The 26,409-nt window shown below is 45.2% G+C and carries 28 protein-coding genes and 2 riboswitches; of the genes, 6 read left to right on the forward strand and 22 right to left on the reverse strand.

Going from position 1 to position 26,409, the window contains the following annotated elements; genetic code table 11:
- The first annotated feature begins 138 nt into the window (after positions 1-138).
- Positions 139-1,023 carry a CHAD domain-containing protein gene (locus NSQ29_RS24660; protein ID WP_341126337.1) on the forward strand — a complete coding sequence of 295 codons (885 nt, stop codon included), beginning with the start codon at positions 139-141 and terminating at the stop codon, positions 1,021-1,023.
- A gap of 22 nt (positions 1,024-1,045) precedes the next feature.
- Here the strand turns inward: NSQ29_RS24660 and NSQ29_RS24665 are convergent, their stop codons facing one another.
- From NSQ29_RS24665 to NSQ29_RS24710, 9 genes are all read right to left on the reverse strand, one after another.
- Positions 1,046-2,257, reverse strand: coding sequence for a Ger(x)C family spore germination protein (locus NSQ29_RS24665; protein WP_341126338.1), 1,212 nt, complete (start codon positions 2,255-2,257; stop codon positions 1,046-1,048).
- The gene (locus NSQ29_RS24670; RefSeq protein WP_341126339.1) at positions 2,254-3,345 is read right to left on the reverse strand and encodes a GerAB/ArcD/ProY family transporter; all 1,092 of its coding nucleotides are present in this window, start codon (positions 3,343-3,345) and stop codon (positions 2,254-2,256) included. The genes NSQ29_RS24665 and NSQ29_RS24670 overlap by 4 nt, the downstream gene beginning before the upstream one ends.
- A gap of 27 nt (positions 3,346-3,372) precedes the next feature.
- Positions 3,373-5,115, reverse strand: coding sequence for a spore germination protein (locus NSQ29_RS24675; RefSeq protein WP_341126340.1), 1,743 nt, complete (start codon positions 5,113-5,115; stop codon positions 3,373-3,375).
- A 181-nt stretch (positions 5,116-5,296) separates the two neighbouring features.
- Positions 5,297-5,734: a carboxymuconolactone decarboxylase family protein gene (locus NSQ29_RS24680; RefSeq protein WP_076285910.1), complete on the reverse strand. Its 438-nt coding sequence runs from the start codon at positions 5,732-5,734 to the stop codon at positions 5,297-5,299.
- 85 nt (positions 5,735-5,819) lie between these two features.
- Positions 5,820-6,695, reverse strand: a complete 876-nt coding sequence (gene sigJ / locus NSQ29_RS24685) for an RNA polymerase sigma factor SigJ (protein WP_076300146.1) — start codon at positions 6,693-6,695, stop codon at positions 5,820-5,822.
- A 215-nt stretch (positions 6,696-6,910) separates the two neighbouring features.
- Positions 6,911-7,237, reverse strand: a complete 327-nt coding sequence (locus NSQ29_RS24695; protein ID WP_042184566.1) for a thioredoxin family protein — start codon at positions 7,235-7,237, stop codon at positions 6,911-6,913.
- A gap of 38 nt (positions 7,238-7,275) precedes the next feature.
- A complete protein-coding gene (locus tag NSQ29_RS24700) occupies positions 7,276-7,668 on the reverse strand; it encodes a MerR family transcriptional regulator (RefSeq protein WP_076285912.1) in 393 nt (130 codons plus the stop codon).
- Positions 7,669-7,816: 148 nt separating this feature from the next.
- Positions 7,817-8,452: a ThuA domain-containing protein gene (locus NSQ29_RS24705; RefSeq protein ID WP_076300145.1), complete on the reverse strand. Its 636-nt coding sequence runs from the start codon at positions 8,450-8,452 to the stop codon at positions 7,817-7,819.
- Between the two features lie 42 nt (positions 8,453-8,494).
- Complete coding sequence (locus NSQ29_RS24710) at positions 8,495-9,217, reverse strand: SDR family NAD(P)-dependent oxidoreductase (protein WP_341126341.1); 723 nt, start codon at positions 9,215-9,217, stop codon at positions 8,495-8,497.
- Positions 9,218-9,444: 227 nt separating this feature from the next.
- Between NSQ29_RS24710 and ytxJ the strand changes: the two genes are divergently transcribed.
- Positions 9,445-9,771 carry a bacillithiol system redox-active protein YtxJ gene (ytxJ, locus tag NSQ29_RS24715; protein WP_341126342.1) on the forward strand — a complete coding sequence of 109 codons (327 nt, stop codon included), beginning with the start codon at positions 9,445-9,447 and terminating at the stop codon, positions 9,769-9,771.
- Entirely contained in the window at positions 9,768-10,007 is a 240-nt protein-coding gene (locus tag NSQ29_RS24720) for a glutaredoxin family protein (protein WP_042184561.1), read from the forward strand. The genes ytxJ and NSQ29_RS24720 overlap by 4 nt, the downstream gene beginning before the upstream one ends.
- 201 nt (positions 10,008-10,208) lie before the next feature.
- Here NSQ29_RS24720 and NSQ29_RS24725 read toward each other — a convergent pair whose 3' ends face one another.
- The 6 genes from NSQ29_RS24725 to NSQ29_RS24745 form a co-directional block, all read right to left on the reverse strand.
- Complete coding sequence (locus tag NSQ29_RS24725; RefSeq protein ID WP_149644628.1) at positions 10,209-12,533, reverse strand: histidine kinase; 2,325 nt, start codon at positions 12,531-12,533, stop codon at positions 10,209-10,211.
- Between the two features lie 202 nt (positions 12,534-12,735).
- Positions 12,736-13,344 carry a potassium-transporting ATPase subunit KdpC gene (gene kdpC, locus NSQ29_RS24730; protein WP_341126810.1) on the reverse strand — a complete coding sequence of 203 codons (609 nt, stop codon included), beginning with the start codon at positions 13,342-13,344 and terminating at the stop codon, positions 12,736-12,738.
- Between the two features lie 55 nt (positions 13,345-13,399).
- Positions 13,400-15,433 (reverse strand): potassium-transporting ATPase subunit KdpB, encoded by a 2,034-nt coding sequence (gene kdpB, locus NSQ29_RS24735; RefSeq protein WP_042184559.1) that lies wholly within the window; start codon positions 15,431-15,433, stop codon positions 13,400-13,402.
- Positions 15,434-15,449: 16 nt separating this feature from the next.
- Positions 15,450-17,126, reverse strand: coding sequence for a potassium-transporting ATPase subunit KdpA (gene kdpA, locus NSQ29_RS24740; RefSeq protein WP_339268513.1), 1,677 nt, complete (start codon positions 17,124-17,126; stop codon positions 15,450-15,452).
- A gap of 12 nt (positions 17,127-17,138) precedes the next feature.
- Complete coding sequence (kdpF, locus tag NSQ29_RS31610; protein WP_076285959.1) at positions 17,139-17,216, reverse strand: K(+)-transporting ATPase subunit F; 78 nt, start codon at positions 17,214-17,216, stop codon at positions 17,139-17,141.
- 126 nt (positions 17,217-17,342) lie between these two features.
- Entirely contained in the window at positions 17,343-17,759 is a 417-nt protein-coding gene (locus NSQ29_RS24745) for a hypothetical protein (protein ID WP_076285918.1), read from the reverse strand.
- A 190-nt stretch (positions 17,760-17,949) separates the two neighbouring features.
- Positions 17,950-18,140: riboswitch (cyclic di-AMP (ydaO/yuaA leader) on the reverse strand.
- Positions 18,141-18,560: 420 nt separating this feature from the next.
- Positions 18,561-18,726: riboswitch (cyclic di-AMP (ydaO/yuaA leader) on the forward strand.
- A gap of 133 nt (positions 18,727-18,859) precedes the next feature.
- Between NSQ29_RS24745 and NSQ29_RS24750 the strand changes: the two genes are divergently transcribed.
- From NSQ29_RS24750 to NSQ29_RS24760, 3 genes are all read left to right on the forward strand, one after another.
- A complete protein-coding gene (locus NSQ29_RS24750; RefSeq protein WP_143759525.1) occupies positions 18,860-19,351 on the forward strand; it encodes a hypothetical protein in 492 nt (163 codons plus the stop codon).
- Between the two features lie 16 nt (positions 19,352-19,367).
- Complete coding sequence (locus NSQ29_RS24755; RefSeq protein ID WP_076285920.1) at positions 19,368-19,877, forward strand: hypothetical protein; 510 nt, start codon at positions 19,368-19,370, stop codon at positions 19,875-19,877.
- Positions 19,878-20,009: 132 nt separating this feature from the next.
- Positions 20,010-20,369, forward strand: coding sequence for a hypothetical protein (locus tag NSQ29_RS24760; RefSeq protein ID WP_341126343.1), 360 nt, complete (start codon positions 20,010-20,012; stop codon positions 20,367-20,369).
- Between the two features lie 92 nt (positions 20,370-20,461).
- Here the strand turns inward: NSQ29_RS24760 and NSQ29_RS24765 are convergent, their stop codons facing one another.
- The 7 genes from NSQ29_RS24765 to NSQ29_RS24795 all read right to left on the reverse strand — a co-directional run bounded on the left by NSQ29_RS24765 (position 20,462) and on the right by NSQ29_RS24795 (position 26,393).
- Positions 20,462-20,653, reverse strand: a complete 192-nt coding sequence (locus NSQ29_RS24765) for a hypothetical protein (protein ID WP_341126344.1) — start codon at positions 20,651-20,653, stop codon at positions 20,462-20,464.
- Between the two features lie 34 nt (positions 20,654-20,687).
- The gene (locus NSQ29_RS24770; RefSeq protein ID WP_076285923.1) at positions 20,688-21,977 is read right to left on the reverse strand and encodes an ABC transporter permease; all 1,290 of its coding nucleotides are present in this window, start codon (positions 21,975-21,977) and stop codon (positions 20,688-20,690) included.
- Entirely contained in the window at positions 21,970-22,872 is a 903-nt protein-coding gene (locus NSQ29_RS24775) for an ABC transporter ATP-binding protein (protein WP_076285924.1), read from the reverse strand. Before NSQ29_RS24775 ends, NSQ29_RS24770 begins: the two co-directional genes overlap by 8 nt.
- A 4-nt stretch (positions 22,873-22,876) precedes the next feature.
- Positions 22,877-23,734 carry an ATP-binding cassette domain-containing protein gene (locus NSQ29_RS24780; RefSeq protein ID WP_445739200.1) on the reverse strand — a complete coding sequence of 286 codons (858 nt, stop codon included), beginning with the start codon at positions 23,732-23,734 and terminating at the stop codon, positions 22,877-22,879.
- A gap of 91 nt (positions 23,735-23,825) precedes the next feature.
- Entirely contained in the window at positions 23,826-24,221 is a 396-nt protein-coding gene (locus tag NSQ29_RS24785; protein ID WP_042184543.1) for a GntR family transcriptional regulator, read from the reverse strand.
- 60 nt (positions 24,222-24,281) lie between these two features.
- Complete coding sequence (locus tag NSQ29_RS24790) at positions 24,282-25,010, reverse strand: hypothetical protein (protein WP_341126346.1); 729 nt, start codon at positions 25,008-25,010, stop codon at positions 24,282-24,284.
- A gap of 918 nt (positions 25,011-25,928) precedes the next feature.
- On the reverse strand, positions 25,929-26,393 hold the full coding sequence (locus NSQ29_RS24795) for a DUF420 domain-containing protein (protein WP_042123812.1): 465 nt from the start codon (positions 26,391-26,393) through the stop codon (positions 25,929-25,931).
- Positions 26,394-26,409: the final 16 nt, after the last annotated feature.

The following is a 26,409-nucleotide window of genomic DNA, read 5'->3' on the forward strand; positions in this document are numbered from 1 at the left end:
GTTCTGCCTCGCTAGTGCGAAATCAGAATTGAAATGAGGTTATGATAACGCTATCCTTATAGTATACGAACATACCCCAGCTCGAATAGGGGGTAGCCTTAGGTTCATGCTATACACAACGTTAAGGAGTGATGCCGCATGACAGTGGAAGTGATGAAGGAACGACAGTTAACCAAGACAAGACAATGGGAACAGGCACTTAACCTGCTGTATATTGATTTCTGGGATTACTGCCATGATGCAATTAGCAAATTTGATGACGAGGACATTCACCAAGCAAGATTGAACTGCCGCAAGCTGTTAACACTGCTTTCCATTCTCGACCCTGGTCATACTCTAGGGCTATACCCCCTATTTGAAAAAGCCCAAAAGAGATTAGGCAAGGTCAGAGATGCAGACGTTCTGATTGAATCGTTCAAGACTAAACGTAAACACGCCAAGGAAAACGGCGATACAAAGACAGCAGAACTGTTGAAGGCTGTGATCGACCACCAAAAGGACAAGCGCAAAACTTATCGTAAAAAGCTGGCCGATGAGCTACCTAAGCTAATCAATGAGGATCTGGATGAGAAGTGGAAAGCTTTTCTAAGTGAACAGCTAGAGGCCCTGGTAGCGAAAAAAGATGCCAACGTTGTCATGCGCGAACTTGAGGTAGCTTACGAGCAGAAGAAAAAAGCTTGCAAGACTATATTTCGTGGACAAGATGCCGAATCAGAAGCAGCCTTCGACTCACTGCATGAGCTGAGGATGGCTGCTAAGGAACTGCGATATACCGCTAGTGCAGCCTCTTTTGCGTTAAATCAGAAATTTCATGCCCATGAGGAAATATATAAGCAGATTCAAGATCAACTCGGGCTAATTAACGATAAACGCCTATGGCTGGAAACACTAAATGCTATTGGGCGAGAAGAGCTGAATGTCGGCAAAAAAACATGGAATACCTTTACTGAAGAATTAAAAACCGAGGTACTCGATGCACTGCACCAAAATGATGTCATACCGCTCACACATCAAATAAAGTAACTCTGAATCTTTTATAACCTCTTTATTCAGCCGTTGTATCTGATGCGCCGTATTCTTCTATATTCACATTTACTTCATAGGTAATCGGAATTTGGCTGAAGGTTTCGTCCCAGTTATCCTTGACGCTCCGCCATACGGCTGGATGCTGATTATGTAGACTGGTGCCGAAACCGGCAGCTTCGGTATGAAGTTCCTTCTGCATTTTTGTTACAGTAGTTTGCACCAATTCTAGGACACGCTTCTGCAGCAAAGCTTTATCCTTCTTTACAATTCCGTCATGTAATTTCTTCGGTTTCTCGGCAAAGACCTCGGCATATCTACCTGTAGATTTTATTTTCACGTTAAAAGAGATCTGCCCATTGTTCACATTAGCTTTGATCTTGCTATGCATGGATTTCACCTCATAGGTTAAGAGGTCTTTGGTATCCGGATTATACGTCTTAAGCACTCCTCCTAACCCCTTTCCGGTCAGCCAAGCCATCCCCTCCAGTTCCGACTCATCCAAAAATCCAACAAGCTTCCCCGTTGTCCCTTTGATTACGCCTGCTCCTGATAGCTTTGTCTCCTGATCAATAGCGATAACATTTTGCAATAAGAAGCTTTTCTTTCCTTGCAATGGGCCAACTACTTTTGCCAAAGTTACCGGCTCCCATATCCCCATATTCCGGTCTCTATTATTGAAGATGCCTTCAAGTACAAAAGCAGGAGTCTGACCCGGCAGCGCATTTTCCAATACATCTTTGGCCATTCCCTTGCTGACAAATAACATAACACTCGGACGAATATCATTATCCCGAGTAAAGAAATCTATGATTTTAGTAAGGTTATTGGAACGTGCGAGTTTTTCACTAATCACAATAACCTTTAAATGATGACCAATCGGAGTGCGTCTAGTACGCAGTGAAAGCTGCCGCATCGCTTCAAAGATAGAATCGCTAGTTTCACTCATATTATAGTAATTCTTAAAGGAGGAGGAAGAGGAACTGGCAGATGACTTCATAACAGCCCCTCCCGACCCCTGCGGAATCGTAAATTGATAGGTGCTTATTATTTTTGTAGGCTTCGTATGATTCTCCCCTTCAGACTTAGCTATTTCCTCGCCTCCTGACTCCTCCGCACTGTCTAGTGCAACACCAATCTGCATGTTTAACTCCTCAATCGGTGTGCTGCTCCAGCAGCCTGATAACAGAGAACACAGTACAGAGAGTACGATCCACAACCTCCATTTTTTCATGAAGCAGCCCTCCGGAAGTAGGTGATGATTAATAATGGTAAGGGAAGCAAACCGAATAAAATAAGCATACTATCACCGATGCCTGATCCTAAAGCAAACAAAGCATTCACATTGGGAGGAATCCTAGAAACTATATAAACAACAGGAAGTAACGCCAATAAACAGCTTTTGAAGTTTCTATGAATGATTTGAGACAAGCCTAACGCCGCTGCATAAATCGCAACACAAAAGGTACAAAAGATCTGCATAATCCAGATCACCAACAACAACGACTCAAACCTCTCAAAGATGAGATAGTTCACTTCAAAACTTCGTACAAGATCGAGAAACGGCCAGGTTCTTGTGAGAACTCCATCTATAGAAAAGGCACCTATAGTCGCTACAACTGCCAGGACATAAAATATCGTCGATATACAAGTTCCAGCTATTATTACCTTCACTGCTTTTTGGGGCTTGTCCATAAAAGCAACAACGAACAGCATTGCTTCTCCAGCTGTAAAGGTCAGGATGGTTGGCCTAATCCCTTTCCATACGGGTTCCAATCCGTTTCCAAGGACGGGAAGCAGGTTATTGAGGTCGAAAACTTCGAAACTAAGCAGACAAACTCCTAGAAACACTGTCCAGGTGATCGGAACAATAAGTCTGCACATGCTAGTGATCGCATTAATTCCTCCTCTGCATAAATAGAAGGCAATCCATATAAAAGCAGCCACTATCGCCCAAGGAGGTGTTCCTTCCAGTAGAAAAAAAGAGGTCACTTCCTGCACCGAACGTATCTCAAAACCGGCGATACTGAGAAAATATCCAATGACTCCTATTGAGAGAAGCATTCCGAGTGGCTTGCCGATGATCTTCCCGATATATTGAAAAAAAGTTTGGCCTGGGAAGCGTTGACTAAGCTTCACTATGATCAATCCGAACAGAAAGGAGATTACTCCCCCTAACAAAATACTTATCCATACATCTGGACTGCCACTGGCCTCTACAAGGGTCCGAGGAAGCGTAAGCACCCCTGCCGCAATCGTATAATTGGCTAGAATGACCGTCGCTTGAACAGCAGTAATTCGGTCCTTTACATCGGGGCTCATGTTCTCTTCCTCCTTCACCTAGACTTTTCACCCTTTACGCAAAGGGTCTTTTGGTTTCAACAACGTAGGCCGCCCGGTTAAAAATTGCAAAGGCATACGGAATATAAAATCTTTCCAATTGACTGTCTTATTCGGGACTGCCAGACCAAGATAGGGAATACCAAAGCTCTTCAGCTTAATTAAATGACTACTAAGCAAAAGAAAAAACAGTACCACTCCGTATAATCCAAAGATTGCTGCAAAAAACATAGCTGCAAACCGGAGCATACGAAGCGTCATCCCCGCACTATACATTGGCATAGAGAAGGAAGAAACAGCCGTAATTGATACTACAATGACTAGGATTGGACTCACGATCCCAGCTTCTACCGCGGCTTGGCCAATGATCAAACCGCCGACAATTCCCATCGCCGGACCGATAGGTTTAGGTAAGCGAAGTCCAGCCTCCCGTAAGATTTCAATCGAGGTCTCCATAATCAATGCTTCGATTAATACAGTGAAGGGAACGCCTTGCCTGGAGGCGATAATGGAAATAGCCAACTTCGTTGGAATCAATCCTGGCTGGAACGAGAGGAAGGAAATATATAGTGCTGGCGCAAAAAGTGATATCGTTGCCGCAAAAAAACGCAAAAGACGTAGCAGCGACCCTACCATCCAGCGATCGTTATAATCCTCTGGAGATTGCAGTAACATTCCAAAGGTCACCGGCATAATCAAAGCGAAGGGAGTACCATCAATTAAGATAGCTACTCTTCCTTCCAGAAGTGCTGCCATTACGCGGTCCGGTCTTTCTGTATTTTGAATTTGCTGGAAGGGACTATAACTATTATCTTCAATCAATTGCTCGACATAACCAGATTCTTGAACATCATCTATATCTATCGTTTTTATTCTTCGTTTAACCTCTTCTACAAGCTCATCATTCGCAATATCCTTGATATAGGTTAAGATGAGTTCCTTCTGCATTCTCTTTCCTACAGTAAAAGAAATCATTGCTAACTCCGTACTCTGCCCGTGTCTACGCAGCATTGCCGTGTTGTCGCTTAATGTCTCATTAAATCCGCTTCGTGAGCCACGCAGGACTGCTTCAGATTCCGGCTCCTGAATCCCCCTTGTATTCCCCTTCGGACTACTAAGCACAAAAGCCTTGGATATCCCCTCCACGAGCAGCACGGCAGATCCAAATAACACCTTCTGAAGCGAGAGGTATGCATTATCCGTAAGCTCAATTTCCGAGATGAGTAGTATCTCATGAATGAGAATATCTTGTAGAACCTCCGCTTCCGGAATAGTATTTATTTCCTTAAATGGCTGATACGCATTCATTAATGGCTTCAATATATTCTGGTCCATCTTATCTTTGTCCGTTAGCCCGTCTACGTACATTAGCGCTGCCCTGGTCATTATGCTTCCGATTCGCAATTCCCTTACGTTCACATCATGCATATCTGCGCTGATCTCTTTAAATTTCTGCAAATCCTCCTTTAAATGACCACTGTATATTATTGCTGCATCAGTATCCTTAGTTACTACATCCGATTTATTCCGCCCCTTAGTCCCTTCTTCGACGCTCATTCCTCCAGAGTCTTCTCCGGAAGAAACACCTCCACCTTTGCTGCCAGTAGCTTTTTCCGCTCTAGTCGTTATCCTGTCTTCTTTAGCTTTAGCCCAGCTTATTGTACGAAGCAGGAAGAAAGGGACACAGAAAATCATAATCCCTTGGAAAACCACACCCCAACTTGGAATTAATTCTATTACCTCATTCCACACCCCTAACACCTCCTTTATAGCTGTGACCGTATTTTTTACCGAAGATGGATAATTCATGCATACAAAAAAGACCCCACAGTATGGGGTCTCCCTAAGTTAAACTTCATATGTTCTTATACCTCTATTGTATCTGTAAAGTGTCGGATGCTAGCTTTGGACGTTCGGCTGACGTAATTAAAGTTTATTGCGGCATCATGCGAGTGGTGATCGCGATGCGATTCCATGCATTGATTGTAACAATTGCCATGATGATCTCGCCAAGTCGCTTAGTATCGAAATGGCGCTCCGCTTCCGAATAGACATCGTCCGGTACATGTCCTTGCGTCACGAGTGTAACTGATTCGGTCAGCGCAAGCACTGCACGCTCCTCGTCGCTGTAGAACGGCGCTTCACGCCATGCGTTCAGCATGTAGATACGCTGTTCCGACTCGCCTGCTTTGCGGGCATCCTTCGTATGCATATCGATGCAGAAGGCGCAGCCATTAATTTGTGATGCTCTGATTTTGATTAACTCCAATAACGACTTCTCCATGCCTGTCGATTGTACGAACGCTTCAAGACCCATCATCGCTTTGTATGCGGCTGGAATTTCACCGGCCAGATCCATTCTTTGTTCCATGGGGATAGCTCCTCTCCGGCTGTAGACCGGTTATCTTTTGATTGTTTCACTAATAAGACAATGCAAAAGCTCCGTTTGTGACAGGTTACCCCATTCGTTGTAATTTATCGGGATTGAGTACGATATAAATATGCTCGATCCGCTCCCCGGCCGCATCAAGCTGGAAGCTAATTGTCTTAAGCGGCCGGCCATCCCGATAGATGACGATGCCCAGCTGGCCGTTAAGTAGCACCATCCTTTGCGAATCTCCGAGGAAGCCCTTCGTAATGACGCCTCCAATGAAAGCTTGAACACGATCTCTGCCCGTAATAGTGAAGATCGCTGCGCGAACTTTACCGCCGCCGTCCGACGTAAGCAGCGCGTCCTCGGTCAGCAGGCTGACAAGCGCATCGACGTTGCCGCCTCGAGCAGCTGCGAGGAATGCTGTCGCAAGAGGTGTTGCCTGAGCCGTGTTGTTTGGCAGAACTGGCGATTGTTGATGCAGCTTATCATTAGCGCGGCTAAATATTTTTCGACAGTTGGCTTCTGATTTTCCTAATACATCGGCAATTTCGCTATATTCGAAAGCGAAGGATTGGCGCAAGATGAAGACGGCTCTCTCGACAGCCGATAAATGTTCCAGCATGACGAGCAGGGCGTAGGATACATTTTCATCGTGATCGAAAAGATCAGCAGGATTATCGCCGCCTCCATTCGTAAAGCTGACGAGCGGCTCCGGCAGCCATGTGCCGACATATTGCTCTCTCCTTATACGGGCGGATTGCATATAGTTGATGCAACGATTTGTTGTCATACGGATTAAGTAAGCTTTCGGATGGGTGATATCTATTGTTTGTAGCTTGCTGTACTCGATGAATACGTCTTGAACGAGGTCCTCTGCATCTGCTATAGAGCCGGTCATACGGTAAGCGATTGCTTTCAGCAGAGAGTGATAGTTGGTATATGCGACCTGAAAATCCATACGTGCTAGACTCCTTCCAAAGCTGTGCCTTTCATACCGTCACGGCTAACCGCGGCGTCTACATCGTTCAGCGGATGATCAACAATGTAGACGCTCTCCTAGGGCTTCATGTCTAGCCTATTTAGTGCACGCAGGAAAATATCCGGATGAGGCTTCTTAATGCCTTCTCAGCTTGAGATTAATATAGCATCAAAATACAACTAAATTCCAATTCCCTATGCTAGAATAACCTTGTTCAATATCCCTTGGTAGGCTGCTATCGGACGTAAGCCAACCAACTTTTCCATTGGCTGCCCATCTTTATATACAATGACTGTAGGCATCCCCATAACACCAGCTTCCCCAGCCAGATCCGGCAATTCGTCACAATTCACCTTCACAATAGAGACATCGTCTCCATATTCCTGATGAAGATCTTCCAAAAGAGGCAACAGCACCTTGCAAGGGGGACACCATGGCGCACCGTAATCTACCAAAACCGTTCCACCACCGCGAATCTCTGCTCGTACCCAATCAGCGCTATCTGCATTTGTAATAGCCATTTGTCATTCCTCCTCAAAGTTTTCAACTCCAGCAGTACCTACTCCAAACTCTCCAGTGTACATGCCTCTAAACTACTCTCGTTCTGCTCTTGCAAGATAGAGGCCATTCTTTCTTCCAAATTGCGTTTGATCTGATTCAGTTCTACAAGCTGACGTTCAATATCCTCAAGCTTGCTACGGTATAGTGGCATCACTTCTGCGCAGAAAGCTTCTTTGTTCTTCAAAACACAATGTAGAAAGCCCGCGATCTGCTCTGTGGACAGACCCAGGTTCAAATATAATTTTATCGTTTCTACCGTCTCCACAGCGAGCGGAGAGTACTCCCGATATCCGTTGGCCTGACGGATCGGTGAAATTAATCCCTGACTCTCATAATAACGAATTGAACGGACGCTTACGCCCGTCAGTTTAGCAAGCTCACCTATTTTCATAGCAATCTCCCCGGGGTTCATGAGAATTGTTCTACACCAGTATAAACCCTGACATCAATGTAAGAGTCAACAAAAAAAATCCAACCGTAGTTATCCCACAGTTGGACTCATTTATAATCTTACAACAAGTATATCCGCCGCTTATATTCTACAATAATCCTGCTGCCCAAAGCCCACCTCTACGAATCATTTCGCGGAATGGTTCTACTGAGAATGATGGTAAATGATGCCCTGGCATTAAATAAACAACCCGGCCCAAGCCAAATTCGTGACACCAAGCCGCTTGGCGCATAGCTCCCTCATGAGAATATTCAGCGAGCACCGTTGTTTCGAAATAAGGATGCATCTCAAAATAATACGGCTCATCCTCAATTACAAATTCTTCAATTCCCTGCATAATGGGATGCTCTCGTGCGGGTATGGACATCTGCAGCGAAGTATACTCTGGATGATGGGTGAAATGTGCGCCCAGCATAGCACCAAGCTCCTGATTGCGCTGTAAGGAAATTCCGTTATGTACCACTAGTAGTCCGCCCCCGCCAGCCACATAAGATAGCAAAGCACCACTTTGTTCCGCGGGGATTTTGTCATCAGAAAATTCAGTGTAGGAGATTACCAGCTTGTAGTCAGACATCGTTTCTTTATTGAGAAGTGCATAATCCTCTGAAGAAAAAACCTGTAAGTCATTCGCAAGGATTTGTTCGATCTCCCGGTCCACGCCAGCAAAGGGGTGATATTTAACCTCCGAGTAGCTTCCTAGTGCGAGTGCTTTTAGTGTAGACATGTTATCAGCGCCTTTCTTCTTATCTATTTTGAAATATCCGTTCTACCACGGCCATGAGCTGCCATCCGTATCCAGATAGGCCGGTTCCTCGCCCATATATTTTTTATAATCCAGAACAAGGTCGATAATCTGCTCCGCGGACTGTTCAGGAGTCATTTCCGCTTTCTCATCCTTCTTACCATGCATATAAGTCTGCAGCCAGCCAGGATGGAACACCATTACTTGACCGCCAAGCGTTTTCAGATGATTATGCATCAAGGAGGACTGCATATTCAGTGCTGCCTTCGACATACAATAGCCATACATGTTGATACGCTTATTTCGGGCAATACTGCCTGCCTCTGACGAAATATTGACGATTAATTTATCCTCACTTTGTAGTAATAGTCCCATCAGTGCATTGCTGACTCTTAACGCGCCAAGCGTATTTACATTATATATTTCTGCCATGCCTTCATCATCCAGCTCCACCAGCACAGTAGCATTATCAGCAGAACGAATAATACCTGCATTATTAATAATCATATCGACATATCCAGTTTTACTGGCTATCACTCTCGCAGCCTGCTTTACACTATCTTTATTGCTGATATCTAGGGGGATAAGCTCCAACTGTTCAGGATATCGCTCTTTAAGCGCTTTCAAATCTTCTGATTCTTTCAAAAACTGTCCTGCAAATACTGAGAACTGGTTGGCCAGCAACGAACGTACAAGCGACAGTCCGAGCCCCCGATCAGCTCCAGTTACACATGCAACTCTCTTCATTCTTCTGAACACTCCTATCTCGTAGCGATATGGTTAGGCATGTTGCTTCTTTTCACCTTAGCATGCTGTACTCTTTTTTTCAACGCGATTGGTTTCAGGTATATCGCCTCTTGTGCAAGCCTTTCAGAATCCTTTTTGTTTTAATTTTGATATATGTTACAATCATGATTACAGGTTGTTAACAACACAATTGTTAGCAAAATAACGATCCCAGGAGGGTGATATCTATGTCTATTCAACAACTCCATACGCTGGAGGATCTTGAGCAATATGTAGCTAAGCCTGGCAAGAAGCTGCTGTTCAAACACAGCACGACCTGCCCGATTAGTGCTAAAGCTAATGAAGAGTTTCAGGCTTATCTAAAGGATGCGGATACTGCCGCTGCAGTGGTCTTAGTCATCGAGGATCGTCCCGTTTCCAATCAAATTGCTGAGGATTTTGGCATCAAACATGAATCTCCACAACTCTTCCTGCTTGAGGACAATGAGGTTCGCTGGAACACTTCCCACTGGAAAATTACAAGAGATGCTATCAAAGTGGCTGTGAACCAATGAGTGAGCCAGTGATTGTCTATTCAACCGCAGGGTGCAGTGACTGTAATTTGGTTAAAAATTATCTTACGGAGCAGGGTGTCCCTTTTGAAGTAAGAGATGTTATGACCAGCACAGTCTATCAAGAGGAAGTTGAGAAGCTTGGATTCATGGGTGTTCCTGTCACTGTAGCAGGGGATCAAGCGATCAAGGGATTTAATCTTCCTGCGCTCAAAGCACTCATCGAAGCTGCCCAATAATTAAGCCATTAAACTATTCAGTACATGATGTAATTCATAGCTGCAAAAAAGGGTATCCTCATAGCCAATCGGCTTGAAGGTACCCTTTTTCAAAATATAAGAATCTATAATTTTCATGCTATACATTATCCTTATATTTCTCGCATAAACGCTTACCGTCCTTTAGGGACGCCGAAGGCGTTTTTACTTGTTAGTCATAGTCTATGCTTCCTCACGTATGAGATCTGCCACGACCAGCACATCCACGTTTCTGGCAGAACGCAGAATCTGCTTGGTAACATCGCCGCGGATACTTTTTCGCAGCCATGAGCGTTGTGATTGACCGATAATAATCTGAGTGCTCTGCAAAGCTTGAGATCTTTCAAGCAGCAAGGACGCCACTCGTGCGGGAAGCCCGCTCTCAATCATCTTAAACGTCCCACCCAGTCGTTCCGTCAATTCCTTTAAATCATTTATACGTTTATCATATACGGGTCCATTTTGTTTAAATTCCTGCACATACGTAACATACCAGCAAGCTTTTAGACGATATGCAATCCGAAAACCACGCCGAATTAAACGCTCCGCATGATCCCCCAAGGTGATACACACATATATTACTTCCTGACGCCGCCAAGGTCCCCGTAACGAACCAACACGTTCCCAAGATTCTAACCTTTCATCAACATCATCAGCAATTTCCCGCAACGCCAGCTCCCGAAGGGCGATCAAATTCCCGATTTTGAAAAAAGCCCCCAGCGCCTGATCCACCTTGGCCATGGCATATATTTTTCCATCCTTCATTCGCTCTTGAAGCGTCTTGGGTGATACATCGATAAGCTCTACCTCATTTGCCCGCTGTAGAATGCTGTCCGGAAAAGTCTCCCTTACTCTAACTCCTGTAATTTGCTCTACGGCATCATTCAGACTTTCTAAATGCTGCACATTCACGGTAGAAATCACAGATATTCCCGCATCCAGCAGCTCCATAACATCCATATACCGCTTCTTATGTTTGCTGCCTGGCATATTGGTATGAGCGAGTTCATCCACTAGCACGACTTCTGGATTACGCTTAATAATTGCTGCCGTATCCATCTCCTCAAGGATAGTCCCGCGGTACTCCATACGTAGACGCGGAAGGGTCTCCAAATCGCCGATTTGTTCAAGGGTTTCTTTGCGGCCATGTGTCTCCAGGAGCCCTATCACGACATCGATCCCTCTCTTCAAGAGATCGTTCCCTTCACGCAGCATCTTGTAAGTCTTGCCCACACCAGGAGCAGCCCCAATGTATACCTTAAAGGTTCCTCCGCGAATCGCATCGATTTTATCCTTTACTTCCTGACTGCTTAACCTGTGATAGGCATCAGCTTTCCGTTCATTACGAGTCTGCCGGGTTGGAAGTACACGTTCTCCCTCACGGTCTGCGCGATCCGCCACGAAGAACACATCCACACCTCGGATTTGCTTCAGTAACGAATTAGCGATTGAGCCTTTCCATAATTCCTGCCAAGCGGTCTGCTTGGAGTGTCCCATAACGATTCGGGTAATATTGTGTTCGATCGCGTATTTTACCAACAGACGTGGGATCTCCCGCTTCGAGCGAAAGGTGATCTCCTCCATAGAGGCACCAATCTTCTCGGTCAGCTTCCAGAGGGAACGCTTAAAGGTAGCTGCTTCCTTAGAAAGGGTGAGACCCTGCTTCCAGAATGACACCACTGACAGATCCCCATTTAACCGCTTGGCAATCTGCTGTCCACGTCGGATATGGATCGAGCCGTTCCAATAATACTGCGCAGATACCAACACCTTTTCTGCGATCCCCGAAGCTCCCTGCAGCCCTTGTTCTTCCCGGTGTTTCTCCAGCGAATCATTAACATCCTCAGCGACCATCCGAAGTGCCAGCTCCCGCAGCTTGCTTAAATTACCCTTGTTAAAAAGCGATCTCTGCTGGTGCTTCCCTAAATGTCCATCGGACAAGCGCTGAAGTATCTTTTCTGGAGTCACATCAATTAGAACGATATCATCGGCAAGGGTAAGCACCTCTGCAGGAAGGGAATGCTCTACCTCAATTCCGGTCCACTTCCGCACTAAATCCGCAGCACCCTCCAGTTCGTATACGTTTACAGTTGTAATGACACTAATCCCATTGCTCAATAAATATTTGATATCTTCCAGTCTTCCAGACCTCTCCGCACCCTCGCGATTCTGGTGAGCCAAGCCATCGGTTAGCACAACTTCTGGATTACGTGCCACAATAGCAGCTACATCAAGATCCTTCTTCTCTATATCTTTCTGAAACCAATGAATACTTGGTATCCGTTCCAAATCGCCCAGCTGATCCTTAGTTTCTGGACTCTGATTCGTCGAAACCGCACAGATCACAACATCGATTCCCTGCGCTTTTAGCGCCTGGCCCTCACGCAGCATCTGATACGTTTTGCCCGACCCACTGACCGGACCGATATAGATCTTCAGACGTCCCCGATGCAGCTCATAGATAGAGAGCAGCAGCTCCTCCGGCGTCTTCCTCCGGTATGTTCCCATCAAGACCACTCCTTAATAACCCCGATCATGCATGTATCCTTCTGTTCCAAGAAGAAACGACGTTGTCGTCCTTCAAAGATGACAGCCGTTTCTCGTAGAAATATAAGGATGATGTATAATGTGAAACTTATACTTTCTTATATTTTAGAAAGCAAGATATCCCTGCCCGATTCTAGTAATCTGGCAGGGACATTTACTATATTTATTTGTTCGCTAGTTTCAGTAGATCCATGTTCAGCTTCAACACATTGACCCGTTCTTCACCAAACAACCCTAAGTCACGACCCTCGGTATGCTTATTTACGAGCTCTTCCAGCTGCGATGCAGGAATACCGGTTAAATTGCTAATCCGAGGAATCTGCACCATAGCTGAAGCAGGTGTGATATGCGGATCAAGCCCCGAACCCGAGTTGGTGACCAAATCAACTGGCAATTTGTTCACGGGCACATCCGGATTATCGAGCTTCCACTGCGTAATGAAATCCTTTGTCCGCTGCAGCATATCCGGATTGGATGGAGAGTAGTTATTGGAACCTGAAGCTTCTGCTTTATACTCAATACTAGACACACGACCATGAAATAAAGCTGGATTCGTAAAGTTCTGCCCGATGAGTTCCGAGCCTACAACTACTCCAGCATCATTCTTAAGCAAGCTGCCGTTCGCCTGTGACGGCATTAGAACCTGGGCAAGCGCTGTAGTTGTCAGAGGATAGATCACTCCGCAGAGAACAATAAATACTAAACTTAGTCGCACAATAATAAAGAAATAAGCACCTTTCGATGATGATAACTGCTCTTCAGTGTCCTCCATGGAGTTTCCGTTATTCACGATGCTCTCACCCTTTCAATGATTAGTCAACACGTCGTTAAATCCATACACTTACGATCATATCAATGAGCTTGATGCCAGCAAATGGAACAACCACTCCGCCTAGCCCATAGATAAATATATTGCGTCCAAGCAGCTTCGTAGAGCTCATAGCTTTATACGACACACCCTTCATAGCCAGTGGGATGAGCAGCGGAATAATAATCGCATTAAATATTAAGGCGGATATTATAGCCGAGCTTGGCGAGCCTAGTCCCATTACATTCAGGGCTTCCATTTCAGGAATGGCGAGCATGAACATCGCCGGAATAATAGCGAAATACTTCGCGATATCATTCGCGATACTAAAGGTTGTTAACGCGCCCCGCGTCATCAGCAGCTGTTTACCAATCGCTACGACCTCTATAATCTTCGAAGGGTCAGAGTCCAAATCGACCATATTTGCTGCTTCCTTAGCAGCTGTAGTGCCGCTATTCATGGCTAAGCCCACATCAGCTTGTGCTAGGGCAGGGGCATCATTTGTACCATCCCCAGTCATGGCAACCAGCTTACCCTCGTTCTGTTCGCGGCGAATGACTGCTATTTTATCCTCAGGTGTACTTTCAGCGATGAAATCATCTACCCCCGCTTCACGGGCAATCGTAGCTGCGGTCAGCGGATTGTCACCCGTACACATGATGGTCTTGATCCCCATTTTCCGCAGCTCATCAAACCGCTCTTTCATGCCTGGCTTTACGGTATCCTTCAAGTAAATAAGTCCATAGATCCGATTGTCTACCGCAACCGCTAACGGGGTCCCCCCCATCCGGGCGATGGCATCAGAATTACTGTCGAGGTTCGCGGGAATGACACCGCCTTTCGACTGTACCCATTTCTTCACGGAGTCTACCGCACCTTTGCGTACGCAGCGTCCATCTTGCAGGTCAATACCACTCATCCGAGTTTCGGCCTTAAACTCTACGAATTCGCCACCTTCAGCAAGCTTGCTGTCATAGCTGCGTTCCAGCTTTTTGGCCAACTCAATTACAGAACGTCCCTCAGGCGTCTCATCCTTTAGGGAACTGATGGCCGCCCATGCCGTAAGCTCCGCTTCGGATTCATTTCCGACTGGTACAAATTCACTCGCCATCCGGTTCCCAAAGGTAATCGTACCGGTCTTATCTAGGATCATCGTATTAATATCGCCGGCAGCCTCAACTGCCTTACCCGACATGGCGAGTACATTAAACTGGGTCACCCGGTCCATACCCGCTATTCCGATTGCGGAGAGTAGCCCCCCGATTGTTGTCGGAATCAGACAGACCAACAAGGCGATCATGACGGGAATATCAAGATCAACACCTAGATAAGTTGCAATCGGCCGCAAGGTCACTACTACAATCAAGAAAATCAGCGTCAGACTGATCAAAAGCGTATTTAGCGCGATTTCATTAGGTGTCTTCTGACGTTTCGCCCCTTCAACGAGGGAAATCATCCGATCTAGAAACGACTCACCAGGATCACTAGTAATTCTGACCTTGATCTCATCACTGACGACCCGTGTACCGCCTGTAACGGAGCCAAAGTCCCCACCAGCCTCCTTGATTACAGGTGCGGATTCACCTGTAATCGCTGATTCATCTACGGAAGCTAGCCCTTCAATCACCTCACCGTCACCAGGGATGAGTTCTCCCTGACTGACAATGACGATATCTCCTTTACGCAGCTCGGAGGAAGAGACTGTCTTCACCGCTCCTCCAACCAGTTTGTTAGCTGTGATATCTTGTTTTGTTTTCTTGAGCGAATCGGCTTGGGCTTTCCCCCGGCCTTCCGCCAGTGCTTCAGCGAAGTTCGCAAACAGCACTGTAAATAGCAGAATGAACAACACTGTGATATTGAAGCCTATCGATTGCTCTGCATTAAAATATCCAGGAGCCAGCACCATGAGGAGGACAATGATCGTACCGACCTCTACCACGAACATGACTGGATTTTTGATTAGCGTTACTGGGTTAAGCTTTATAAAACTATCCTTTACAGCGCTAAGGAGTATGGGTCCCGTCAGCAACTTTTTTCTTTTTACAGTACTCATCTTATTCTCCCTCTTCCTACCGTAAGGTTAGATATTCTGCAATGGGGCCGAGTACAATGACCGGCAGGAACGTCAACGCACCGATAATCACTACTGTACCAATCAGAATTCCCGTAAACAGTCCATTGTCTGTGCGGAACGTGCCAATCGTCTCAGGAACCGGCTTCTTCTTAAGCAGAGAACCTGCTACCGCCAGCATTGCAATGATAGAGACATAACGACCTAGCAGCATGACAATCCCGGTTGTGACATTCCAAAAAGTTGTATTGTCTGCAAGCCCTTCAAATCCTGAACCATTGTTCGCGGCAGAAGAGACATATTCATATAACACTTGGCTGAGTCCATGGAATCCAGTGTTCGTAATCGCCCCTTGCCCCAAATCGGTCAGGAACGCAGCTGCGGTTGGCACAAGGATAATGAACGGATGTACAAGGATCGCTATGGCAATCAGCTTCATCTCCTTGGCCTCTATTTTCCGTCCGAGGAACTCCGGTGTCCTGCCGACCATGAGACCGCACAGGAAGACACCCAGAATCGCATACATCAGCATATTGATCAGTCCGACACCTTTACCACCGAAGACATTGTTGAGCATCATCAGTGCAAGAGGCGTAATACCTCCCAGCGGCGTCAGCGTATCATGCATATTGTTAACACTACCTGTCGTAGCTGCGGTTGTTACTGAAGTAAACAAGGAAGACTGCGGTATGCCGAAGCGCACCTCTTTACCTTCCATACTACCTTGTGAAGATTCAATTCCTAGTGCATTGATCGCCGGATTGCCTTTCGATTCAGCATAGAAGTTTAGGCTTAATAGCAGAACAAACAAGGTCATCATTGCGGTAAAAATTACCCAGCCCTGACGTTTGTTCTTGGCAAACAATCCGTACATATAAGGGAGCGAAGCTGGCAGCATCCACATAGAGAGAATCTCTAGCACGTTCGTAAGTGGATTAGGGTTCTCAAAAGGATGCGATGAATTGGCCCCGAAGAAGCCGCCACCATTCGTGCCCAGATGTTTGATCGATTCCAAAGAAGCTACTGGACCGATAGCAATTTGTTGTGTTTGGCCCTCTAGTGTAGTGACTTCAAGTGATGGCTTGAGCGTTTGTGGCACATGTAGTCCTACCAGCACCAATGAAACTAACAAAGCTAGCGGAATGAACACACGAATATGTGCTTTGACGAAATCCTCGAAGAAGTTCCCGACTGATTTCCGTCCCGTGATTCCTCTGACAAAGGCAACCGCAACAGAAAATCCGCTCGCTGCAGATGTGAACATCATCATCGTGATGACAGCCATTTGTGAAAAATACGAAAGCCCCGTCTCCCCGCTATAATGCTGCAGGTTCGTATTGGTCATAAAGCTGATCACTGTATTGAATGAAAGCGTCTGTTCCATATCCGTAATTCCATTCGGGTTTAACGGCAATCCCCGCTGCAATCTAAGAACAATGTAACTGAAAGTAACCAATACGATATTTGTTAACACAAAGCTGAGCGCATACTTCTTCCAAGACATTCCGTCCCGTTTTTTCAGGCCGATCAGCTTATAAATCCCTTTTTCCATGCCTCCAAACCATCGATCCGTACGGTTCGGTTCATTAGAAAATACATAATATAAATACGTGCCCATCGGCTTAACCAGCAAGATAAGAATTACGATTACAGCAACTATTTGCAAAATGCCCATGAATGCCCCTCCTTAAAATTTCTCCGGATGAATCAATGCGTAAACCAGATATACAAACAACAGTAGGGTAACAGCGATTACTAGAATCACAACTTATCCCTCCCTGTATCCTCAACTACACCTGCGCACCAGCGCATAAATCCATAAAACAACCCGTAAATTACAGCTAACGAAGCCACCATATACAGATCCATCATATCTCCCGCACTCCTTCTTTTATCCTTGATGAGGTGATTTATCGATTAGAAAATCAGCATCACCACTATGAGAATAGATTACATAACTTGCACCAAGTCTTTTATAGACCAATCTAGGATTTATTGAGCTTGTGATTACAAAAATCGGCTGTGTCGTCCAGGTGCGGCACATCTGAATGTAGCGGCAGCATAACGTAAAGCTGCTCTCGAACAGATATACCCGTCCTACCGGGAACGGCGGGCGAAACCAAGTATTCTGATGGCGGGTATCAACTAGAACGACTTGTTCAATCCCCATCTCTTCGAGTAGGGCCTTCTCAGGCAAGTTGTTGGTCAATCCGGCCATCTTAATGCCTCTGAATTTTAGAAGCTTAATAAAATGTTCGCCTGCCTTCGTTGGCGCACATACCAGTACATATTCATTCTGATCTGTCATCTCTTATTCTCCTCAAATGCTTTGCTTGTAAGATCAGAACTTGATCACCCTGATCTTGAAAGAAAAGCTACCGCTAATGATGAATATAACGACCTCTTCGTGAGGTTTTCCATAAATGCTTTGCTTAAAAAAGCACAGCAAAAAGCCACAAAGGATTCTCCTCTGTGGCTCGCTAGCGGTCACATTGCACTCATCCTCTCTCCATACGCTTACGAGGTTAGCTGTCGGATTCGGGCGGTGAGAGTCGCCCTACCTGTAGAAGATGCGAGCTCACTCGCATCTTCTACAGGATTCACCCCATAACCGGCTTCCGACTCTCACATCGTCTGCCGATTGTTGGTTCCCCCGCTTTCCTTAACGGAAATTAAGCGGATCAAATATTCGATTGTTGTTGAAACAGGAGTAATCATACCCTTATGCAGGAAGAATTGTAAAACCTGATTGATGCCAAAATAATGCAAATTAAAAACTATTTTCGTATCGGATAGCGCTTACTTGATATCCAATCTCTCTATATCTCTTGTTTACTCGAGTTTTAATCCATTAGCGAAAAGCGGGCATACCATGTGATTTTATTCACCACAAATGTAGAAATCTTAAAAAATCGCCTTTATAGGTAAGAAAACAAGAAGTCGAGATTAAGCGAGGAAGAAGCCCGATAACTCGCAATAAATACCTATTTGGTTCCCTTTTCCGTCGTAGTAGGCAGGATTTGGTTTAAATTGCGCTCAAAAGAACACTTTCTGTTTTTACAGAAACACCTTGAAAAGAGTATGATTCGGGTTGAATCTATTTCACGAAATACATTCAACGCTGAGTTCCTGCATTTGCAGGGAACGGGGGAACCATCAGGCCACATGGCCTACTTGGGGTGAATCCGAAGGAGACTGTTCAAGTCTCACATAGGTAGGGCGACTCTCACCGTCCGAATCCGACAGCTAACCTCGTAAGCGTAAAGAGAGAGACCCTTGATCCGCCACGCTTTGGCACAGGTGTGTGTATACCTGTATTCCAAAACCGCAGCAGAGGTCCTCCTCTTGCTGCGGTTTTTGCGTTACCTGAATCTATAGGGTGATAGCATGCTGGACGGGGTGAAAGGAATGAAACACTATTATTGGGGAACTCAGCAAGGGCTACTTGAGCCGATAAGTCTAAATTATGTTTGCTTTGGAGCGTTGTGGTTCGAAGAGGATCATCACAGAACTATTGTCGGCTATGCTTTTGGTCAGAAGCAGATTGAATCACTTCGCCATTTCAGCAGCCCATCTACCTGTGAATACTGTATGGACCGAACAATTATATACGAAATATATAAAAATATCCGAGAAAAGCAACAGCTGCAGGATTGGTCAGCACACCAACGTTTTCCATGGCTCACCGCTTTTAAGGAACCGTGGAAAGATGTTGCAGTCGGTTGGTACGTAATGAGATCCCGCAACACCTTTCCCTTACATTTATCCGTTATACGCAAACAGAAATTCCGACTATGGCTGGAGCATGCCGCAGTCTGTGAGAATGAAGCTGAAATGCTCGCCTGTATAGAGAAGGCTAACGTCATTCACCATGTAAATCTTAAGCTTTTGGAAACCTAAGGAGGAGAAACCTGTCATGGACCAGCGAAGACTATCTCGCATAGAAGTATTCGTCTTTGATTCACCAGAGCCTATTCACTATGGAATGGAGGCTGATCAAGACAGCCGTTATGGCATCCTGAAACTTACCTGTAAAGGAGGTAGCAGCTGGGGGGCATGTCTTATCTCTGCCAATACCAAAACTTTCGACCTTATTAAATGGAGTTCTTTTCTCAGAATGATATACCATTGCCGGCTAGAGGAAGCGATAGATAAAGTACGTACCCATGGTTCAGAGTGGGATCAGACTCAGTTTGAGCTAGTGCAAGGTGCTTTACAGGATTTAAGAGCCAAGCTGCAGGGTAAATCCTTGGCAGGGCACATTGAGCAAGGTCGTCTGTACAGAGCTGTCGCTGGTGGGAGAGATTCCAAAGGAGGGCGGCTATATTATAAACCATCCAGTGTTGCGCTTCAAAAACATAGTTATCCAGAACCTGATACCGCCGAGCTTATCAACAAATCCATTTCTTACTTTTCTATATTATAGGTTCATCCCATAACCCATTCTGAAAGGATCGTGTTTATCATGCCTGACCCCTTACCTGCCGAATCCCCCCGTAGAACTATATTTGCAGAGTGTGTTCAAAAGTGTACGAATGATATCTATACGCTCAGTTCCATGTTGTTACAACAATCAGCAGAAGCCGAGAAGGTTACTATCCGTACTTTTAAAGAGCTTCATAAAATATTCCGTCAAAAAAGCTTCGACAGCCAGCTATTCTCTATCGAAGCTTACCGCTCTTGTATCCGACAATGCGCCGATTATTACGCATGCCGGTCTCTCCTGTCTGCCAAGGCATTGCCTTGGGAGGAACAGCTTATAAAAACGATGTGGTATGGCCTAAAGCTATCTTTACCTCAAATAAGCATCATTCTGCAAAAGAGTGTTCCTGTACTAAAAGCGCAGCTTAGGCGTGTGCGGGAGCAACTGACTGCTCAAGAGGATTTGCTGCCTAGTGGTAATCTATCCGTTGTCTAATCCCCTCAACTATCTTCCAAATAACTTTTACGATACATACACAAAAAATAAAAAAGCCACGGCATCTGCCGCGGCTTCCTTATTTCCTACTATTACGCTTTACTCTTACGCGCCTTACCGTACATCCACAATCCCGCAATCATCCCCACCATGGCAATCCCAGTCAATACACCCTGAGTGAAATCCATAACAGCGGATCCATCTGAATGGAGCATTCTACTAACCGTAGCCAGAGATACCGAACTCATTAAAAGCATCATATTGTATTGTTCACTTTTAGTCATGATTACCACTCCTTAAAAGTTTATATGAAGCCACTTAGATCTTGTAAGCCTTCATCGCTTTTCTGATCTCTTTAATACTTGGACGTTTGCCGTACATCAATACGCCTGTGCGATAGATCTTGGCAGCCAACCATCCAAAGATGAACGTGGTAACAAGCAGGATGGCTAATGATACAATAACTTGCCAGATCGCTACTTCACCAACACCAATCCGGAGCAGCATGGTCAATGGAGAGGTGAAAGGCACATAACTCGCTACCTTAACCAGCAGAGTATCCGCATTAGAGATACTGAACAGTGGAACATAGAATGCTACGAAGCCTAACATCATAATCGGCATAACCGCTTGGCCAAGATCCTCTGTACGGCTGACAATCGAACCTACAGCTGCATACATCAAGGCATAGAGGAAATAACCTAGTACATAAAGAACAATTCCATAAAGCAACAAATTAATATTAAGCTGGCCTAAATCCAGGTCTAAATCTTTCAAAATCGTTGCATTATGCGGAAGCTTAAGATTGACAACTACCGCTGCGATAATGACGCCAATTTGTAATAATCCTACTAAGAAGACACCGATAACTTTACCAAACATTTGCGCTAAAGGTGAGGCACTTGTAATCAGAATCTCCATGATCCGTGAGCTCTTCTCTGAAGTAATCTCAGCTGCGATCATATTACCGGTCATCATGATAGACATGAAGAACAGCATAAGCATGGCGTATACAATGACGTAATTAATAGGTGGAGCGGATTCCTGCGACGCATCCTTATCTCCCGCAGTCCCATCAGGGTTGAGCTGCTGAGTAGCTATCTGTACCGGTGTTGACATAGCAGCAATCTGCTCCTGCGTCAGCTTGTCGCCAACGATGAACTGGGTGTTGGCCTGCTGAAGGGCATTTTGGAGATAGATTTGCACATCGCCCTTCAATTCACCATTTTCACTATGATAAGTAACGGGTGGAAGTCCTTCGCCAGTAGGTTCTGCAAAAGTAACGTACCCCTCTACAGTCCCTTCATCTAAAGCTTTCTTTAGCTCCGCATCGTCGGCAGAAGTATATTGCACAACTTTTGCCTGCGGCATTCCTTCAGGTGAAGTATATGCCTTCAACAACTCTGCAGCCTGATTTCCCTCTTCCGCGATCACAGCAATTTGAGTCTCTGCGTTTGTTTTAGAATCACCCTTAAACTGATCGATGATGTACGGAAGATTCATCCCAATGCTGAGCAGCAACACTAGAATTAATGTAGTAATCATGAATGATTTCGTTCTTACTTTATTTTTAAAGGTAAAGCCAATAATTGTCCCCATCTTATTCATGAGATTCACCCACCGCTCTGATAAAGATTTGATTTAATGTTGGTTCCTTAATTTCAAAATGCTCCACTTCACCCTGTGCCATCGCCTGCTGTAGGATACGTTGTGCCGCGCCGATCTCACTGATGGACAACAGATAACCTCGCTCCTGTCGCTGTACTGCTGTTACACCTGCAATTGATTCTAGACCGGTCACTTCGTTATCCGTACGCAACAATACTTGTTCACGAGGATACCCACTCTTAATCGTACGAATATCGCCCTGCACGACAGTATTGGAACGATCCAAAATCGTAATATTACGGCAAAGCTCTTCAACATGCTCCATCCGGTGAGTAGAGAATAAGATACTCGTTCCTTGATCACGTAATTCTTTTACCGTATCTTTCAGTAGTTCCACGTTAACAGGGTCCAAGCCACTGAAGGCTTCATCAAGGATGAGAATTTGCGGCTTATGAACGACTGCGGCGATAAAGCCCATTTTCTGCTGATTCCCTTTGGAGAGCTCTTCAATCTTCTTATTGTAATAATCCGGAACCTCAAACCGATCGAGCCAGTAGCGAAGGCTCTTATCTGCATCACTAGCCGACATCCCGCGCAGACGTGCCAAGTAGACGATTTGATCGCTTACCTTTACCTTTGGATATAATCCTCTTTCTTCGGGTAGATAGCCCATGGTTTGCTGAAGTTCGCTGTTATACGGCTTTCCATTATACAAAATATTCCCGCCATCAGGGTAAATTAAGCCAAGCACCATGCGCATGGTGGTTGTTTTTCCTGCACCATTTGCCCCCAGTAATCCGTAAATTTCCCCCTTGCCTACCGTTAGGTTAATTCCGTTTACAGCGGTTTTTTCTCCATATTGCTTCATTACACTTTCCAGCTTTAAGGCTTCCATTTCTCTAGTCCCCTCTCTTGTGATCAATCAGGATAGGACGGTGTCCCTGTGTCCATAAACCCAATATTTCGTCCAATTCTAAACTGCGACTCTTGATAACCTTTACGCCCAAGTCCTGAATGCGTTTCTCGTTCTTAGAAAATTGTTCTATGATAAAAGAAGCTACACCCGGTGTATCCATGGTAAAGTTTATACCTCCTGGTAATTCCGCTGATAACTCAGCAAGCTCCTCTTCATCTGCAACCTGTACCCACACCTCGGTCCAAGTACCGAATAAACTGTCTTTCTCGGCCATACCCAGCAGTTCACCTCTATGCATAAGCACGATATAATCTGCCAACCGCCGCACCTCTTCCACAATGTGTGTGGAGATGATGATCGTAGCGTTGTTCTCATCCATATATTTAAGCAGCGTCTCGATCATAATCTTCCAGGCAAAGGGATCAAGACCTGATGAAGGTTCATCCAATAGCAGCAGACTTGGGCGTGACGCAAGTGCTGCGGCAATTTCGAATTTCCGACGCTCACCCTTAGACATCTTAGAAAGCCTCATATGATATGGAACCTCAAAGCGATCCATTAGATCCTGAAAATACGACTCATCCCAGTTCGGATACCAATGCTGTCGAAATTGAGCGGCCTCTTCTGCATTCCAGTGGTTCTCCTCAGTAATCGACGTCTCAGGAACATAGGCAATGGTCTGCCGCAGCTCCAGAGGCAACCCGCTATCATACTTGTTCTCAAACCAATATATCTCGCCTTCCTCTGGATTGGTCAGCTGCATCAGTAGATTCAGTAGCGTGCTTTTGCCAGATCCATTCTGACCTACCAAGGCTGTAATATATCCTCTTGGCAGATTCATGGTCAGCGGTCCTATCGTCTTGTTTCGCCGCTGTTTAAGTACATTCCGCAATTCTATAGCCATCTGTACCATGTGAGTTAGCGCCCGCCTTTCATTCCTTTGCTCTATACTTGCGTTCTACAATCTCCATAAAAATCTGCTCAAGTTCATCCTTGCTGCAATGTACCGATCGGCCGATATCCACAGCACTTTCAAGTGCTTTGCCTACCGTGTCTCGTTTGTATTCTTCCATTGCTCCGTCGCCTATGTGGGATACAAAGGTACCTGTTCCTTGTCTCGTTCGCAGCAAACCTTCGTTCTCCAGATCCTGATATACGCGCCGCACTGTAATTACACTGCATTTCAGATCTCCTGCAAACTCACGAATCGAGGGCAGTAGCGTACCTTCTGTAATGACTCCGCTAATGATTAAGGATCTAAGCTGAGTCTCTATCTGATGATAGAGGGGCTCTGCACTATTTTCGTTGATTTGTACCGGTATCCACATTATTTACACCTCGCCTTCCACTCTAGCGTGCTAGAGCGCAGTCCTTGCCATTCCGATTTTTTATACGAGATTGCGACTCTTCAGTCGATGTATAGTCCATTTAGAGAATAACTGCACAGATATTGTTCCCAGTAGAAGTGACCCCCACATGATCGGAGATAACAGCCCCCACTCCTTGGAATAGGAGATACTGTATAAAAATAAATTGCCTCCCCCAAGTGTAACTAGGAATGATATTCCCCACGATAACACTACGATAAGCAATGTTAGCCATAGATAAGCTTTGCCGCTAAAAAGATACTCAATAAAAATATATAGACCTGAGACCATGAATCCGAAGCCGAGCCATGTAATGGCAAAAGCTATATACGAGGGAACCGCCAGCTCTGTCCGGAAATTTTCCCCTAACAAGTAAACAATACCGAAGAATAACGTACCATTTAGAATAAAGGAGCCTCCCCCCTGAAGTTTTCTCCGCGATAGTATTACTGCAGCTGGAATCGGTAAGGTTCTTAAGTAAACCAACATTTTTGTGTAAGAGTCTTCACTCCAATATTTCATGGAACGGCGAGAGAATGTTAATCCCAATAAGGGTATAAAGGAGAGAAATAAGAAATCTGTTATCATCGTCCGATCCTGCTCACCTAGTACGTCATTTGCTACCAGGCTAGTCATTCCACCAAGATAACACATAAAAATAACTGTTATTACGAGGGTCCCTAATATCTTTAATTTGTCTCCGCGAAAATCAGAGCGCAACATAAACCATGAATCTTTTAATGTTCTCATTAAAACTAACCTCGCTTTACAATGTCTTCAGCGTCTAGCAGAAGCAGGTGTTCATATCCCTGTGCTTACTGTATATATCTATATACACAGTATATGTCCTTAATTTACCATTGTCAATCCTGTAAATGGAAAACATTCAAGTTGATTAGGAGGTATGCGCTTCCCCCCTTTGGAGAAGGCTTTGCACGTATGGGAAACTGATCATTATCGGGATTAACTAATCAGAGGATTAAACATAACTTATGGAGAGGTTGAATGTGAGCGAGGGACGCGGAGTGAGGTCAGCCTCATTGTTGCTTCGCCAACGGGTTGTAGGTGTAGGGCCAGTTGTTGCGGCTCGGTGGGGTGATTGAAGGGCGGGAGCGACTCCTCGGTGGTTGTGACCACTAATGGATGCGACCGCTCAATCGATGCGAAGGCTCGACGGGTGCTACTGCGAGTGGATGTGATCGCTCGGTGGGTGTAAATGCTAGTAGAATCAACAATTAGGGAAAACCTCCCTCTAATTACTTGGATTTAGCCTGAAATCATCGTTTTTAGGGAATTCCTCCCTATAAATTCACCCATTTACGCGTTTTAGCGCTAAAACCGTAAAAAAACAGGGAGGAATTCCCTAATTACCGATTTTCGAGCTCAAAACTCATCTTTTTCAGGGAGGTTTTCCCTAAAATAAGCAAACAGAATACTTCACATCACGCACTGTTCAGATTACGAGTGATTTCACAGTACAATTTCAAGATTTCAGCACTCCCCCAACTCCATAAACTAAAATAAGCCCGCCATCCATCATCCCTATTTAGGAACGAGCAGATGCACAGGCTTATTTCATTACTATTCACACAAATTCACGTACGATTCGCACGCATATTCACATGCTCTTTTCACATGCCAATCACAAGCTCTTTTCACGCAACTATCTTACGCGCCCAAAATAACTTCCCACACCGGCTTGGTGTGTCCACCTGGATACAGAACATAAAGCAGCACATATACCATAACGCCAGTAATCGCAGTAATGAACCAGATTATAGATGTTACTCTGCCCCACTTACGGTGCTTGGAGTACTTCGCCTTAAATCCAAGAGTTAACGTAGTAAGTCCGAATACCGCAGCTACCGTTGCCAGCACGATATGGAAGATCAGAAACACTTGATAAATCGTCTGAAGTTCATCCGGTCCGCCCCATGAGGTGTTTCCCACGAACAACGTTCTAGATACATAAACAATAAAAAACAGGAGCGCAGCGATTGCGGCAGCAATCATCGTCTTCTTGTGCGCCTCGCGTTTGCCCTTAATGATGAGCCACCAGCCAATAGCTACGAGCACCGCACTGAGCACGATGAACGATGTGCTAATAGTTGGAAACACCGTAAAAATATCCATGATTCTCCTCCTTGGC

Origin of the sequence: Paenibacillus sp. FSL F4-0236, assembly GCF_038000135.1 — a bacterium.
Taxonomy (GTDB): Bacteria; Bacillota; Bacilli; order Paenibacillales; family Paenibacillaceae; genus Paenibacillus_AQ.